14 protein-coding genes and 1 riboswitch are annotated in these 14,935 nt (G+C 72.9%); of the genes, 5 read left to right on the plus strand and 9 right to left on the minus strand.

From position 1 onward, the window contains the following. Positions 1-111: 111 nt before the first annotated feature. Positions 112-254: riboswitch (cyclic di-AMP (ydaO/yuaA leader) on the minus strand. A gap of 268 nt (positions 255-522) precedes the next feature. The 4 genes from ACQPZZ_RS25255 (at position 523) to ACQPZZ_RS25270 (ending at position 4,366) form a co-directional block, all read left to right on the plus strand. Next, positions 523-2,016 (plus strand): AAA family ATPase, encoded by a 1,494-nt coding sequence (locus ACQPZZ_RS25255; RefSeq protein WP_432922787.1) that lies wholly within the window; start codon positions 523-525, stop codon positions 2,014-2,016. Beyond that, positions 2,016-3,212 (plus strand): tetratricopeptide repeat protein, encoded by a 1,197-nt coding sequence (locus ACQPZZ_RS25260; RefSeq protein ID WP_432922790.1) that lies wholly within the window; start codon positions 2,016-2,018, stop codon positions 3,210-3,212. The genes ACQPZZ_RS25255 and ACQPZZ_RS25260 overlap by 1 nt, the downstream gene beginning before the upstream one ends. Positions 3,213-3,324: 112 nt before the next feature. Further along, positions 3,325-4,068 carry a dienelactone hydrolase family protein gene (locus tag ACQPZZ_RS25265; protein WP_432922793.1) on the plus strand — a complete coding sequence of 248 codons (744 nt, stop codon included), beginning with the start codon at positions 3,325-3,327 and terminating at the stop codon, positions 4,066-4,068. A gap of 10 nt (positions 4,069-4,078) precedes the next feature. Then, positions 4,079-4,366, plus strand: coding sequence for a DUF6295 family protein (locus ACQPZZ_RS25270; RefSeq protein WP_432922796.1), 288 nt, complete (start codon positions 4,079-4,081; stop codon positions 4,364-4,366). Between the two features lie 194 nt (positions 4,367-4,560). Here the strand turns inward: ACQPZZ_RS25270 and ACQPZZ_RS25275 are convergent, their stop codons facing one another. The 9 genes from ACQPZZ_RS25275 to ACQPZZ_RS25315 form a co-directional block, all read right to left on the minus strand. Further along, on the minus strand, positions 4,561-5,310 hold the full coding sequence (locus tag ACQPZZ_RS25275) for a GNAT family N-acetyltransferase (RefSeq protein WP_432922798.1): 750 nt from the start codon (positions 5,308-5,310) through the stop codon (positions 4,561-4,563). A 314-nt stretch (positions 5,311-5,624) separates the two neighbouring features. After that, positions 5,625-5,747 carry a hypothetical protein gene (locus ACQPZZ_RS25280; RefSeq protein ID WP_432922801.1) on the minus strand — a complete coding sequence of 41 codons (123 nt, stop codon included), beginning with the start codon at positions 5,745-5,747 and terminating at the stop codon, positions 5,625-5,627. 57 nt (positions 5,748-5,804) lie between these two features. Then, positions 5,805-7,187, minus strand: a complete 1,383-nt coding sequence (locus tag ACQPZZ_RS25285) for a hypothetical protein (protein ID WP_432922804.1) — start codon at positions 7,185-7,187, stop codon at positions 5,805-5,807. A gap of 89 nt (positions 7,188-7,276) precedes the next feature. Then, positions 7,277-8,110, minus strand: coding sequence for a patatin-like phospholipase family protein (locus ACQPZZ_RS25290; RefSeq protein ID WP_432922806.1), 834 nt, complete (start codon positions 8,108-8,110; stop codon positions 7,277-7,279). Positions 8,111-8,447: 337 nt separating this feature from the next. Continuing rightward, positions 8,448-8,921, minus strand: a complete 474-nt coding sequence (locus tag ACQPZZ_RS25295; RefSeq protein WP_363640241.1) for an SPW repeat protein — start codon at positions 8,919-8,921, stop codon at positions 8,448-8,450. A gap of 160 nt (positions 8,922-9,081) precedes the next feature. Continuing rightward, positions 9,082-10,851: a glycoside hydrolase family 15 protein gene (locus ACQPZZ_RS25300; protein ID WP_432922810.1), complete on the minus strand. Its 1,770-nt coding sequence runs from the start codon at positions 10,849-10,851 to the stop codon at positions 9,082-9,084. Positions 10,852-10,951: 100 nt separating this feature from the next. Then, entirely contained in the window at positions 10,952-12,319 is a 1,368-nt protein-coding gene (locus ACQPZZ_RS25305; protein ID WP_432922813.1) for a D-arabinono-1,4-lactone oxidase, read from the minus strand. Positions 12,320-12,399: 80 nt separating this feature from the next. Beyond that, entirely contained in the window at positions 12,400-13,281 is an 882-nt protein-coding gene (locus ACQPZZ_RS25310; protein WP_432922816.1) for a pentapeptide repeat-containing protein, read from the minus strand. Positions 13,282-13,386: 105 nt separating this feature from the next. Then, positions 13,387-14,085, minus strand: coding sequence for a peroxiredoxin (locus ACQPZZ_RS25315; protein WP_432922819.1), 699 nt, complete (start codon positions 14,083-14,085; stop codon positions 13,387-13,389). Between the two features lie 200 nt (positions 14,086-14,285). Here ACQPZZ_RS25315 and ACQPZZ_RS25320 point away from each other — a divergent pair, with 200 nt between their 5' ends. Next, positions 14,286-14,921 (plus strand): class I SAM-dependent methyltransferase, encoded by a 636-nt coding sequence (locus ACQPZZ_RS25320; protein ID WP_432922822.1) that lies wholly within the window; start codon positions 14,286-14,288, stop codon positions 14,919-14,921. The last annotated feature ends 14 nt before the right edge of the window (positions 14,922-14,935 follow it).

Consider the following 14,935-nt stretch of genomic DNA (forward strand, 5'->3'; position numbering starts at 1 on the left):
CCCGTCACGGGCGCGCCATCACCCCGGAAGCCTGGAGACGTTCCAGGGCGGGCATGTGGACCGGGTGACGGACCCGGACCGGGTGGGCAGGTGGAGCGGACACTCCACGCGCTCTCCTCTCCTTGGCCGCCTACCGGGTTAGCTGACGGGTTCGGGCCAGGAGTAGCCCTACCGGATGGTCCGGATTCACCCCAGAAAAGGTGGGTCCCCGGTTCCCGGGATCGATGACGTCCGGGATTCGGCGGTCGCCGGTCGTCCTCGGGTTGAGGACCGCTCACCGGCGTGACACACGGGAAGCTTAGTAGATAACAAGTAAGACACGGCCAAAAACCCGGCAAACAGCCCGATTCCTGCTGCGGTCGGCCGAAGTTTCCCGCAGGTCCCCACGGTCGCGGGCAATCAACCGTGAGATGCGCCACAGGGGGCGCCGACGGCCGGGCGGGGCCTGTAGAGATCACCGCTGTCCGACCACGTGGGTAGCCTTACGGTCATTTCGGATCGACCTACAGAAGGGACCGGGCAGTGCTGGACGACGCCGGACTCCAGGCCCTCCGGGAGGCGGCGCGGCTGTCTCCGGACAACCTCCCCCTACGGCGGCACCTCGCCGGGCAGCTCCTGGCCAAGGGGTATCTCGCCGACGCCGAGGCCGAGTACCGGGCCGCGCTCCTGCTGTCGCCCAGGGACCCGGACGTGGTCGCCGGTCTGGCGGAGGCCTTCGTCCGGCAGAGCTCCTACGGCGCCGCGCTGTCGGCGCTTCAGCCACTCCTGGCCGAGCCCGGTTTCCCGCCGCGGATCGGGCTGCTCGCCGCCAGGGCGCTGCTGGGCGAGGGTGACGTGCCGGGCGCGGCGCGCCGCTACCACGACGCGGTCTCCCGCGATCCGTCGCTGTCCGACCCCGGCCTGGCCGCCCGGCTGGAGCCGCAGCCGGCCACGCCGTACCAGACCCAGACACAGCAGAACCAGGCGCAGCAGCCACAGGCGCAGCAGGCACAGACACATCAGCCACAGGCGCAGCCCGGCACGCCGTACGCGCCGGGGCCGCCACCCGGCCCGGCGTACCCCCCACCCGCGTACCCCGCACCGGCGCACGACGGCGACGTGGAGGTCCAGCGCTCCGGTGTCACCTTCGCCGACGTGGCGGGAATGGAGGCGGTCAAGGAGGCGCTGCGGATGAAGCTCCTGCTCCCCGTCCAGCAGCCCGAGCTGTTCGCCGCGTTCGGCAAGCGGGCGGGCGGCGGAGTGCTGCTGTACGGCCCTCCCGGCGCGGGCAAGACCCACCTGGCGAGGGCGGCGGCGGGAGAGCTCGGCGCGTCGTTCATCGACGTCGGCCTGGCCGACATCCTGGACATGTACATCGGGTCCAGCGAGCGCAACCTGCACGCCACGTTCGAGATGGCCCGGCGCAACCGGCCGTGCGTGCTCTTCTTCGACGAGGTCGACGCGCTGGCCGCGCGCCGCTCGGACATGCGCCAGGCGCACACCCGCCAGCTGGTCAACCAGTTCCTCGCCGAGCTCGACGGCGTGGACGAGAACGCCAACGACGGCGTCCTGGTGCTGGCGGCCACCAACGCGCCCTGGTACATCGACGTCGCGTTCCGGCGGCCCGGCCGGTTCGACCAGCTGGTGTTCGTGCCGCCGCCCGACGCCGCGGCCCGCGCCGCCATCCTGCGCATCCTCTGCCGCGACAAGCCGCTGGCCGAGATGGACTACGACGCCGTGGCCCGGGTGACGGACGGGTTCGTCGGGGCGGACCTCAAGGGCGTCGTCGACCGCGCGGTGGAAACCAAGCTGCATCAGTCGATCAGCGCGGGCCGGCCCATCCCCCTGTCCACACCCGACCTGCTGGCCGCGGCCCAGGCGGTGCGGCCCACGGCCGTACGCGAGTGGCTGACCACCGCGCGCAACTACGTCCTGCACGCCAACGACTCCGGCGCCTGGGACGAGCTGATGCCCTGGATCAACGGCACATCCAACGGCGCGTTCGGCGGCAAGAAGGGCGGCAAGGGCAGGTGGTGATGGCCGCGGCGCCGCTTGAGCGGGCGCGCACGCTGCTCACGCTGAACCGCCCGGCGGAGGCCGAACGGGAACTGCGCGGCCTGCTCGCCCGGGAGCCCGAGAACGTCGACGGGCACGCCTTCCTCTCCGTGGCGCTGACGCAGCAGCACAGGGCGTCCGAGGGGATCGGCGAGGCCACCGAGGCCGTGCGGCTCGCGCCCGACCACTGGTTTCCCCACTACGTCGCCGGGCACGCGTACCACCGGGCGGGGCGACCGCACGAGGCCGTCGCCGCCGCGCGGGCGTGCCTGGCGCTGTCCCCCGAGCACGCGCCGGCGTGGGAGCTGCTCGCCCGGGCGCACGTCTCCCTCGAGCAGTGGCCGCAGGCGGCCGACGCGGCGGGTCGGGGGCTCGCCGTCGCTCCGGAGGACGTCGACCTGGCCGGCATCCTCGCGGTGGCCCTCACCATGCTCGGCGACGCCCTCCGGGCGAAGGAGGCGGCCGCGCGCGCCGTCGGGCTGGATCCCGAGAGCGCGACGGCCCATCTGGCGTACGGGCGGGCGCAGCTCGCCTTCGGCGCGCCGGCCGAGGCGGCCCGCGCGTTCCGCGAGGTGCTCCGCCTCGACCCCGGGTTCGACCAGGCCAGGGACCTGCTGGTGGCGGCGTTGAAGCGGCGCAACCCCGTCTACCGCGTGCTCGCGCGCCTTCGCGGCACGTTCTCCGGTGGATGGCGGATGGTGTTCCTGCTGCCGGCCGTGCCGCCGCTCATCGCCGTCTTCGTCCTCATCGCGCTGCTGCACTGGGCGGCCTGGGTCGCCGAGGCGGTCACCACCCTGCGCCTGGCCCGGGCCAGGGCCACCAGGCTGCTCTTCGACATCAGGGAGGCGAGAGTGGCGGCGCTGTGCTGCTGCCTGCCCGCCGCGGGTGCGGCGCTGCTCGTGGCCGGCGTGGCGACCGGCGGGGAGGCGCCCGCGGTGGCGGGCGCCGCCGTCATGGCCCTGGTCACCCCCGTGCAGGAGGCGGCGCACACGAGCGCGCCCCGCGGCCGCATCGTGCTGTACGGCTGGTCGGGCCTTTTGGGGCTGGCCGCCGTCCTGTCGGCGATCGCGTCCCTCCCCACCGTCGCGCTGCTCACGGCGTACGCCGGGGTGGCCTCCATCTGGGTGGCGGCGGGCGTGCGGCGCCTGTTCGGGACGGGTGCGGCGCACGCGCTCTGACCGGCCCGGGGCGATTGCTTAGTTAGTCAAAGCAAGCATTATCGTGGCCCTCCTGGACCCGCCGCCGGAGGCGACCGGCTCGTGCGGGAGCGTGATCACAGGTGGAGGGACTATGACCGACGCGATGTGGGCCGGCACGGTCGCCGTGACCGGGCACGAAGGCGCCGGCCTCGAAGCGTACGCGGCCCGGCCGCTCGGCTCCGCCCCGCACGGCGGGGTCGTGGTGATTCATCACATGCCCGGCTACGACGAGGCCACCAAGGAGATCGTCCGCAGGTTCGCGGCGAACGGCTACGCCGCGATCTGCCCGAATCTGTACTCCCGGGAGGGCGCCGGCGTCAGCCCGGACGACCAGGCCGCGGCGGCCCGGGCCAAGGGCGGCATCCCGGACGAACAGCTCGTCGGCGACGTCGCCGGCGCCGCGGCCCATCTCAAGGGCCTGGAGCAGGCCAACGGCAGGATAGGTGTGATCGGCTACTGCTCCGGCGGACGGCAGGCCTTCCTTTCCGCGTGCTCGCTGGACATCGACGCCGCGGTGGACTGCTACGGCGCCTTCGTCGTCACCGCGCCGCCCGCCGAATATCCGCTCAAGGCCGAGCCGCTGATCTCCCGGGCCGCCGATCTGTCCTGCCCGCTGCTCGGGCTCTTCGGCGCGGACGACAAGTTCCCCTCGCCGGAAGAGGTGGGAGTGCTCTCCGCGGAGCTGGAGAAACTGGGCAAGGAACACGAGTTCCACGTCTTCCCCGACGCCGGCCACGCGTTCTTCGCCGTGGACCGGCCGGCCTACCGTCCCGCCGCCGCGGTGGAGGGCTGGAAGAAGGTCTTCGGCTTCTTCGGCCGCCACCTCGCCGCCTGAGGAGACCAGGATGTGCACCTATCTCACCGAGAAGATCCGTCTCGACGGGGCCGCCAAGGGGGCTTCGGGCTGGTTCACCGTCACCGACGGCATGGTCTACGTCGATCACCCCTACCACGCGTGCCATGAGCACACGGTGAACATCGACCTGACCAACCCTTCGGAGGGCCCGTCGGCCCGGGTCGCCATCGAGCTCACCGAGGAGGCGGCGCTCGCGCTGGTCGAGGCGATCCACAAGGCCCTGGCCGCGGCGCCGCCCGGCCTCGCGTCGGCAGGGCCCCCTCCCGCCTCCGCCTGATCCGGCTCTCCCGATGCGGACTCGTCCGCCCGCCCTGCCGCGTCCGCTCGGGCCGCGTCCGCTCGGGCCGCGTCCGCTCGGGCCGCGTCTGGTCGGGCCGCTCGCCCTGCCCGCCCGAAGTAAGCGAGCAGGGCTGAGCGAGCAGGGCTGAGCGAGCGGGGTGAACGGCGGGGACCGCGCGGCCGGCGGGTGCGTCAGACGTCGAGCGACATGTACAGGCGGGTGCCGCCCGGCCGGAAGCCCACGCGTTCGTAGACCCGGCGCGAACCTTCGCCTCCGTACTCCAGCCACACCGACCGTGCTCCCCCGGTAAACATCGTTTCGGCGAGCGTGGCGGTGACCGCGGCGGCGATGCCCCGTCCACGGAGGCCGGGACGGGTGCCGACCCCGGCGAGCTCCGACGTTCCCACGGCCGGGGCGGAGCACATGGCCGCTCCGGCGCAGCCGCCGCCGGGGGCCCGGACGAACCGGACCGCGCCGCCGCCCTCCTGTGTGCGGCGCAGCCGGGCCGCGCCCTCCGGCGAGGCGGCGAACTCACCGCCGAAGGCCTCGGACAGTGCGGCGTCGATCGCCGCGTAGTCCTCGTCGGTGGACGGCGTCTCCACCGGGAGAGCGGCCTGCGGCCTCGTCAGCGTGGCTGGGGTGCAGACGAGGTAGTCGTGCACCGCCTCGACGGTGAACCCCGCCTCACGAAGCGCGGGCTCCACCTCGGGCGCGGCGTCCGGGGCGAACTCGAGACGGGGCTTGAGCCCGCGCTCGCGGAACGCCCCGATCAGCGCCGCGACCTCCCGCCCGCCCGGCCGGGCGCCGGGCAGGGGTGTCGCGTAGTTGACGTACGGACTGGTGGTGCCGGGATCCACGCCCACGACGAAGTCCCCGGTCTCGACGACTTCGGGACGGCGGCGCAGGTTGGCCACGGCGAAACTCTGGACATCGATGCCCACGGTGATATCGACCTCACGAATGACAGGGTGAAGCGGTTCGCCCGCCGCGCGGAGCGGAGGGGTGAACTCGCACGGGAAAGCCATCCCGGACGGGGATTGGAGACGGTGCGCGGGGCACCGGTCGCGTGGGGCCACCGTGAGACGGTGAGGCAGTGAGCCGCTGTCGCGGGAGGCGTGGCGGTCAGTGCCGACGGCGGCCGCTGCGGGACGCCGAGAACATAGGCTTCGTTCCTTCGCTGCATTGTTCGTGTGTGAAGCGCGCTCACTTTCCCAAGAGGGCCCGTGAGCGCGCAAGCCGTTATTCGCCTGCCGAGTCAGCGCATCGCGGGCGCGTCACCGGGCCGCCGGACGCCCAGCCGCGCGGCGAAGGCGGCGGCGTCCTCGCCGGGACGGCGCGCGTGCCGCTCGCCGGCGGGGACGAGAAGGCCGGGGGCCACCAGCCGCGGTCGCGGGTGTCCCGCAGCGGCACACGCCCGTGCCGTGCCGTCCCCGCCTCAGGACCCTGGGCGGTACTCGACGGTCCGGCGGCCGCCGCCGGGATAGATCATGATGAGGAGGTCCTGGGTGGTTCCGGGGTCGCCGTCCGGCTTGCGGTAGTGGACCCTGACCCGGTAGTGCCCCTTCCCTCTGAACGCGAGGTTCGGCAGGTCGCTCATCCCCGCGATGGGATCCATCAGCTCGATGTGGCCGGTCGGGCTCTCATAGCCAACCTCCACCACGTGGTCCCAGCCCTTCACCTCGACCGGAGGCCGCCGCCGGTACAGCTCCGCCGTCAGGCAGTTGTCGAAGTCGGAGTGAGTGAGGATCATCAGATGCCCCGGGAGGGCGGCGACGAGCCCGCCGGCCCGGAGCCTGTCCGGCAGCCCGTCGTCGAACGCGTCGTCCGTCTCGGCGGACTCGATGATCCCGTAGTCGGTGCCCATCAGCGCCCTGACGACCCGGAGCGGCCGGACGAGCGGCCGGTGGCGCGCCCTGTCGCACGCCCGCTGATTGGCCGCCTTCCACGCCCCGAACTCGGCCTCCTCCGCTGCTTTCCGTTTCCGCAGGTCCGCCTCCGCCGGCGGGCAGATGGCGGCGACCAGGTACATGTCCGCGCCGCCCGGGCGATAGGCGTCGCACGCGGCGTGCCCGTAGGCGAGCAGGTCCCGGTCGGAGACGTTCCGGAAACCCCCGCTCGTGCGCGCGGCGCAGAGGAACTCCCGCTCGCCCGCGCCGAACGGCAGCACGTCGACCGCGCCGGACGCCGACCCCTCCACCGTGTGCATCTCGCAAGGACGACGGGCGATGTCCCCCACGGCCAAATCGGCGACCGGCAGGAACGCCACGAGTGCCAGCGCGGCCAACGGCACGGCGGCGCGGCGCGGCCACCGGTGGCGCGTCACGGACCGCAGCACCCGCCGGACCCGGTGCCCGGGGACGCGCACCGCGGCCAGCACGCACAGGGCGGCCGCGGCGGCGACGGCGTCGGGGACGACGAAAAGCCTGACACCCAGAAGGCCGCCCCACCTCTCGAGGCAGCCCGTGTCGCGTGCGATGTCCGCGGCGAACGCCAGCGGGGCGAGGCCGTACAGGACGAGCAGCGGCGCCACCGCGACGCGGGCCAGCACGCGGCCGGCACGAGGGCGGCCTCTCCAGGTGGCGGCCCAGTTCGCGAGGAACGCGAGGACGATCCCGGGAAGCCCGGCGTACCAGGCCAGAGGGAGGTACGCGCGGGCCGGCCACCACAGGCGCGTCGCCGAGTCGTAGAGGTCGCGCGCCGGGCAGTACCCGAACGAGAACCAGCCGAAGCCGGCACCTGTCAGGGTCAGGTCGTAGGCCAGCCCCGCCGTGGACACGACCAGTGCGGCGGTCCACCACCATCGCGATCTTCTCGGCACGAGCCGCCACGCTACCGCCCACCGCCGACATCCGGCGGCGAGAACGAGACCCGGCCACGCAAGGCACCACCCCGGAGACCGGGCGGCGCTCAGTCCGTGTGTGATCCGGTCTTCCACGCGAGACGGAGCTGCTCTTCGGCATCGGTGGCTTGGCGAAGACCCGCCTGGTAGGCCGGTTCCCAGGCCGTCCGGTCATTCAGGTCCGAGCCGAACGCGCGTATCGATTCCGGATCGGGCTCGATGGTCACCACTGTGTGCGCCCCTGCGACCGCCAGCTCCTGGTGGAGCAACTCGCGGGGGAACAGGTGCGCCTGCGGGTCGATCACGACGAGCGTGCGGGCTCCGGCCGCGAGTCCGGCGTTGGTCGCCGACCGCAGGGAGCCGTCCATGTATCGGCGGCCGTTGATGGTGATCGGTGGGTAGATGCCCGGGAAGGCGGTGCTCGCCGCCACGGCGGAGGGCAGCGGTGCGCCACTGGCACGGTCGAAAACCTCCTGCTCGCCGGTCTCGGCGTCCAGCGCGGCGATGAGCAGCCGCCGGTCCGGCCATTGGTCCGCGCCGGCCATGGCGCGCATCCGGGCGATATGTGCCTGCTCGGGGCCGGTCTCGGCGGCGAGGGCGATCTGGCCCACTCGGCGCCGCGCCTCGTCCGGGTTCGAGGCGGCACCGGCGAGCACCGCGAACGCCTCGCCCAGCCGGCGCCCGTCCACCTGGGGAGGAGTGCTGCCGGAGCCGGCAGGGCGCACTGGGGTGGCGAGCCGGTCGGGGTCCTGGCCGGTGGCCAGCAGTGCGGCGGTGATCGCGCCGGCCGAGGTGCCGACGATCAGGAGGCGGGCTCTCCGGAGGAACGCCTGCGCGGCATCTGGGCCTGGATCAGCGCGCCCGAGCGTGCCCCGTACGTCCGGCTGATCATCGAGGTGCACGCCGACGGCCTGGCTCCCCCCGAGAACTACCCGGACCGAGCCGAGGCGATCACGAATTGGTTCGACACCCTCGGCGCCACGTTCCGCGACATCGCCACCACCCCCTGACGACACCGTCACGCCCACGTTGGTCATGGCCGTCATCCGGGGCCTCCTGTTCGATCTGACGACCACCGGCGACCGCCACCGCACCGACCGCGCCCTGGACCGCTTCTGCGAACTCCTCCGGTAGTGAACGAAGAACCGGTGAAGCCGGCGGAGGGATAGGTCCCCCGCCGGCCGACCGCCGTACGGCGCCCGCGGCACGCCCGCACAGGGGCGGCGGCGCGCCCTACGGCTACCACTCGCCGCCCGGTGAGCCGACCCCCCGGCGCGTGCCTCCGTGCTCGTGCTGCCGGTAGGTGGCGGCGAACGCCAGCGCGCCGAGGCCGAACAGGAAGATGATCGCCCCGGTGACCACGTTGTCCCAGATGGTCGCGGTGGTCGCCGACCGGCCGCCGCGGATCACCCACGGCGCGATGATCGTCCAGACACCGAGCACCGGCAGCACCCAGCTCATGCCGTACGTGCGGCCGAAGGCCGACGCGCAGCTCATCGCGAGCGCGGCGACCGTCAGCCCGACGATCAGGTTGTTGATCGCCAGACTGCCGAAGCCGCTGAAGCCGACGATCCACGGCGAGATGGCGAGGTAGAGCCCGGCGAGGAACGTCACTCCGTCCATGACCTGCGCGGGAACGGTCGATCCCGCGCGGTCGTACGTCTGGCGCAGTTCCGTCGCGTCCGGGCGGCGTGCCAGACCTGGTCGCACCATGTCGCGTCACCTCTTCTCCCAGGTGAGCGGGGCCAATGACGCGGAACCCCGCACTTGCATCATCCAACGCCCCGGAGGATGGAGGGGAGGTCTGCGGATGCGCGGGAAACAGATGGACGACATCTGTCCTTCAGATGTCCCGGCGCGACCGGGCACTGCCTCACGACGGAGACGACCGCAGAGCCTGGGCCGCGTTCACGATGGAGACGTGGCTGTAGGCCTGGGGAAAGTTGCCCGCCTGACGCCGGTTGCGGACGTCGTACTCCTCCGACAGCAGGCCGACGTCGTTGCGGAGGGACAGCAGGCGCTCGAACAGGCGCCGCGCCCGTTCGCGGCGGCCGATCAGGGCGAGCGCGTGGGCGAGCCAGAAGGAGCAGGCGACGAAGACGCCCTCCCCGCCCGGCAGTTCGTCCACGTCGTCGGCCTCCGGCCGGTAGCGCAGGACGAGGCCGTCCTCGGTCAGTTCGCGGCACACGGCGTCGACGGTGCCCGCCACGCGAGGGTCGTCCAGGGGCAGGAAACCGAGCCGGGGAATGAGCAGCAGCGCGGCGTCGAGGCCCTTCGACCCGTAGAACTGGGTGAAGGTGTTCCGGCCGGGGTCATAGCCGCGCGCGCACACGTCGCGGTGGATCTCCTCGCGCAGGGCACGCCAGCGGCGGGCGGGGCCGTCCTGGCCCTGCTTCTCGACCGAGCGGACCATGCGGTCCGCCGCCACCCAGGCGAAGACCTTGGAGTGGACGAAGTCGCGGCGAGGGCCGCGCACCTCCCACAGCCCGTTGTCGGGCTCCCGCCACGCCCCCTCCAGATACTCCATGAGCGCGCACTGCAGGTCCCACGCCTCCTCGTCCGGCCGCAGGCCCGCCTCCTTGGCCTGGTAGAGGCAGTCGATCACCTCGCCGTACACGTCGAGCTGGAACTGCCGCGAGGCGGCGTTGCCGATCCGCACCGGCCGTGATCCCTCGTAACCCGGCAGCCAGTCGACGGTCCACTCGGGCATGTGCCTGCTGCCGTCGACCGTGTACATGATCTGCAGGTCGGCGGGGTCTCCGGCGACCGCACGCAGCAGCCAGTCGCGCCAGGCCGTCGCCTCTTCCGCGTACCCCGCGCCCATCAGCGCCCGGAGGGTGAACGACGCGTCCCGCAGCCAGCTGTAGCGGTAGTCCCAGTTGCGCGGGCCGCCGAACTGCTCGGGCAGCGAGGTCGTGGGCGCCGCGACGAGGCCGCCCGTGGGGGCGTACGTGAGGGCCTTGAGCGCGAGGAGGCTGCTGCCCACGGCCTCGCCGTACTCCCCCCGGTACCTGCACCGGCCGAGCCACTGCCTCCACAGCCGGTCGGTGGCGGCCAGTTCCTCGGCCGCCTCCAGCCGCCGCGGCCGGCCCTGCCACGACTGCTGCCAGGTGAGCACGAACGACACCCGGTCTCCCGCCCCGACCGAGAACGACGCGGTCGCGCCGCGGAGGCGGGAGTCGTGGGTGAGTTCGACGGGCGACTGGAGCCAGGCGGCGTTGGGACCGGCGATCACCGCGAGCTCCCCCTCGCGGTGCCGCACCCAGGGGATCACGGCGCCGTATTCGAAGCGCAGCAGCAGTTCCGTGCGCATCTCCACCCGGCCCCGCACGCCCTCCACGATCCGCACGAGGTCGGGCGCCTCGCCGCGCGGCGGCATGAAGTCGAGGACCCGCACGGACCCGCCGGGCAGGTCCCAGGTCGTCTCCAGGACCAGCGTGCCGTCCCGGTAGCGGCGCCCGGTGCACACGCCGCCCGCGGCGGGGGCCAGCAGCCAGCGTCCCGCCGGGCGGCCGCCCAGGAGCGCCGCGAAGCAGGCCCCGGAGTCGAACCGCGGCAGGCACAACCAGTCCACCGAGCCGTCCCTGCCGACCAGGGCGGCCGTGTGCATGTCCCCAATGAGCGCGTAGTCCTCGATGCGCATCGTTCTGCCTCGTGATCCCGTACGGACGGGAGATCGCGGCGTGCGTTCCGGATTCCGCGCATCCCTACCCGGTCACCGGGGGGCGAATCCGGCGGGCCGTTCAGGCCGGGCCGAGGACGTACCGCTCGACGAACTCGTTGGCGAAGACGCCCCGCGGGTCGTAGTGCCGCGCCAGCGCCCGGAAGTCGTCCAGGCGCTCGTAGCGGAAGGGGAGAACGTCCGGCGGCAGCGTGAACAGCTTTCCCCAGTGGGGCCGCGCGTCGAACGGCGCCAGGCACTCCTCGATCGCGGTGAGCACGGGCGTCACGGCGGCGGTGTCCTTGATCCAGGTGAAGTGGAAGGCCACGGTGTCGCGGCCCTGGCTCGGGCTCAGCCACAGGTCGTCCGCGGCGATCGTGCGGATCTCGGAGATCTGCAGCACCGGGGCGATGCGGTCGCGGATCCCGTTGAGGGCGCGGAACGCCGCGACCGCGTGCCGCCGGGGCACCATGTACTCCGACTGGAGCTCCTCGCCGCTGCTCGGGGTGAAGTCGGGCCGGAAGTGGGGCAGGCGCTCGAACCAGGGGCCGGGGACGCCCATCTGCGCCGTGCAGTGCACCGCGGACATGCCCGGCACGGGATGCCGCGGGCCGTCGGCCGGCGCCGCGCCGAAGAAGCCGCCGCCCGACTCGGCGCCGTGGAGCCCTCCGGCGGCCGTGGCCCCCTCCAGGCCGCCCGAGGCGGCGTCCCCCGCGAGCCCGCTCACGGCCGCCGCCTCAGTGGGGCCGCCGGGGAGTGCGCCGGGGGCGGAGTCCACCCGCTCCTTCACCCAGACCTGGTTGACGCGGGAGGTCCGCCAGTCGGTGAACAGGCTGACGCTGTAGGCGGCGGACATGACGGCGTCGAACTGGTCGTCCAGCACCTCGGCGGGCAGCCCCTCGTACACGCGCTGCCGGACCTCGAACGACGGCACGACGTCCAGCGTCATGGCGACCACGGCGCCGAGGGCGCCGAGGGCGACCACGGATCCCGCGAACCGGTCGCCGTCCGCGTCGCGGCTCAGCGTGACCAGGTCGCCGTCGGCGGTCACCATCTCGATCGCGCGTACGGAGGTGGCGAGACCGCCGTTGGCGTCGCCCGAGCCATGGGTGCCGGTCGCACAGGAGCCCGCGACCGAGATGTGCGGCAGGGACGCGAGGTTGGGCAGGGCGTAGCCCTTGTCGTGCAGACGGCGGCCCAGCTCGCCGTACCGGACGCTCGCGGCCACCCTGACCGTGGACGACCCGCTGTCGACGTCGATCTCCGGCGTCAGCGCGTCCAGGGAGATCAGCGCGCCCGGGGAGTCGGCGATGCGGTTGAAGGAGTGGCCGCTGCCCAGGACGCGGGCCTTCTCGCTCCGCGCCACCAGGGCGCGCACCTCCTCCAAGGAGGAGGGCCGCTCGACCGCCGCAGCCCGGAAGGCGATGTTACCGGCCCAGTTTGTCACCATTTGAGTCACAGATGAGTTCTACCGGAACAACGCACCCACGTGCGCCGGGGCAGGTCGATCCCGGCCCCGACGGCAGGCGTCTACTCATCCGTTGTATCGGACCCCGCCGGCTCCGCTCCCGCCGATTCGGGAACCGCTTCCCGCTCCGGATCACGAGAGCTCCGGTCGGGAGGGAAGACGATGGCCCCGAGGCGGTACGCGGCCTCGAAGTTCACCTCCTCAAGCGTCGCGTCGGTGAGATTCGCCTCGGTGAGGTTCGCGCCTGAAAGGTTGGAGCGATAGAGGTTCGCGCCGGTTAGGTCCGCATTGGTCAGATTCACGTTGACGAGGAGCGCGTCGTAGAGAGCGGCGCGGATGAGATTCGCATCCGTGAAATCCACGCCGGCGAGGTTCGCGCCCGCGAGATCCACGCCGGCGAGGTTCGCGCCGCGAAGGCTGATCGGCCCCTGGTCCCTGCGGAAGTCCCGCCGCCCGATCACGGTCACGGCGGCCTGGAGATCGGTCCGCAGCGGCGCGCCGGTCTCCCGTTCTCGTGAGTGCTCCCGGACGAAGGCGGCCAGCACGTCCATCACCGTGGCGTGGTCACGGGCCGAGTCGCGGGCGATCCGCTCCAGTGCGTAGATGCCGCCGAGGCGCACGTCCAGCTTGTCCGAACCGAGCTGCTCGATCGCCTTGGTGTACCGCTCGGTGACCTGTCCCTGCTCGCCGAGCTGGAAGGTCCGCCGCGCGGTGTCGGCATTGCGCGCGGTGTAGAGCAAAGCCGCCAGCGCGATCAATCCGGTGGCGACCGCCAGCGCCCGCCCCCGGACCGCGTCCGACGCCGCGGCCAGGTCCTTGCCGGTCAGGCCGCTCACGCCGTCGAAGTGGATCAGCACCCACGCGGCGCCCGGGCCGAGGACCCAGCCCAGCAGTACGGCGAGAACCGATCCGAGCGCGATCAGGATGATCCGAGGGAACCTCACGGCACCCTACGATGACCGGCGCGGGCCACCGATGCCGTGCTTCGCCGGTAGTGATGGCCGATTGTGACTCGGCCGCGCGGGCCCGGCGGTCCGGAAGGCGTACGGTCAGGCGCCGCGGCCGGGCAGGCTCGCGAGATACCAGTCGACGATCTTGAGCCTCTCGTCGGCCAGCCTGGCCTCCACCTCTGCCTGGGTCTTCGGCGCGCCCAGCAGCACGTCGTCGCCCGGCCGCCAGTTCGCGGGGCAGGAGACGCCGTCGCGGTCGGCCGTCCGCAGCGCGTCCACGAGCCTGAGGATCTCCGGGACCATCCGTCCCGCGTTCATCGGGTAGTAGAGGATGGCGCGGACGACCGACTGCGGGTCGATCACGAACACCGCGCGGACTGCCGCCGTCGCCGACACGTTCGGGTGCAGCATGCCGTACGCGCGGGACACCCGCGTGTCGAGGTCGGCGATGATCGGAAAGGGGATCCGCACCCCGAGCCTGTCCTCGATCGCCCGTGTCCAGGCCAGGTGGCTGTGCACGGAGTCGACCGAATTGCCGAGCAGGGCGACGTCCCTGGCGGCGAACTCCTCCGCCAGCTCGGCGAACGCGACGAACTCGGTGGTGCACACCGGGGTGAAGTCGGCCGGATGGCTGAACAGCACCAGCCACCGCCCGGCGTAGTCGGCGAGCCGGACCGGCCCGTGGGTGCTGTCGGCCTCGAAGTCCGGCGCCTTGTCGCCGATGAGCGGCAGCCGGGTGGCGGGTTCGGCCGCGCCGGTCGCGGCGCCGGGCGTCGCAGGGGTCACGGCAGAGGTCATGGTCGATTCCTTTCCCCGGGCCGGCCCGCTGGTGCCGTCGCGGATGCCGAGGTGATCTCCGCTCTCCCGCCGCGGCGTCGCCGCGTCGTCCATCGGGGCCGTACCCGCCGGAAACGGTGGCGACTACGAGTCGTTTCGCCCAGATTCGGTAATACCGCTCCGCGCGCCGCGGGAATGAACGACAGACGGAAGGAGACGCCATGCCGACGACCGAGGTCAGTCATCCGCTGTTCGCCCGCTTCTACACCTGGTTGAGCCAGGTGATCGACAGGAACGGCCTGTCCGGCAAGCGGGAGGCGCTGGTGGCCGGGCTGTCGGGCCGGGTGATCGAGATCGGCGCGGGCAACGGGCTGAACTTCGCCCACTATCCGCCGTCCGTCAGCGGCGTGCTGGCCGTAGAGCCCGAACCACGGCTGCGGGCGACCGGCCGCCGCGCCGCCCGTGCGGCGCGGGTGCCGGTGGAGGTCGTCGGCGGCCTGGCCGACCGGCTTCCGGCCGCGGACGGCGAGTTCGACGCGGCGGTGGTGTCGTTCGTGCTGTGCTCGCTGCCCGACCCCGCCGCCGGGCTGCGGGAGATCCGCCGCGTGCTGGCCCCCGGCGGACGGCTGCGCTTCCTCGAACACGTCCGCGCCGGCCCCGCGGGCTGGGCCAGGGCGCAGGACCTGCTGGACGCGACCGTGTGGCCGTCCCTGACCGGCGGCTGCCACACGGGCCGCGACAGCGTGGCGGCCGTCGAGGCGGCCGGCTTCACCGTCGAGTCGCTGGAGCGCTTCGTCTTTCCCGGCCGCGTCCGCAGCCCCATCTCCTTCTGCGTACGCGGGGAGGCCCGGCCCTGACCCGCGCGGAAGGG

It is taken from the genome of Microbispora sp. CA-135349, from assembly GCF_050947365.1.
Lineage (GTDB): Bacteria > Actinomycetota > Actinomycetes > Streptosporangiales > Streptosporangiaceae > Microbispora.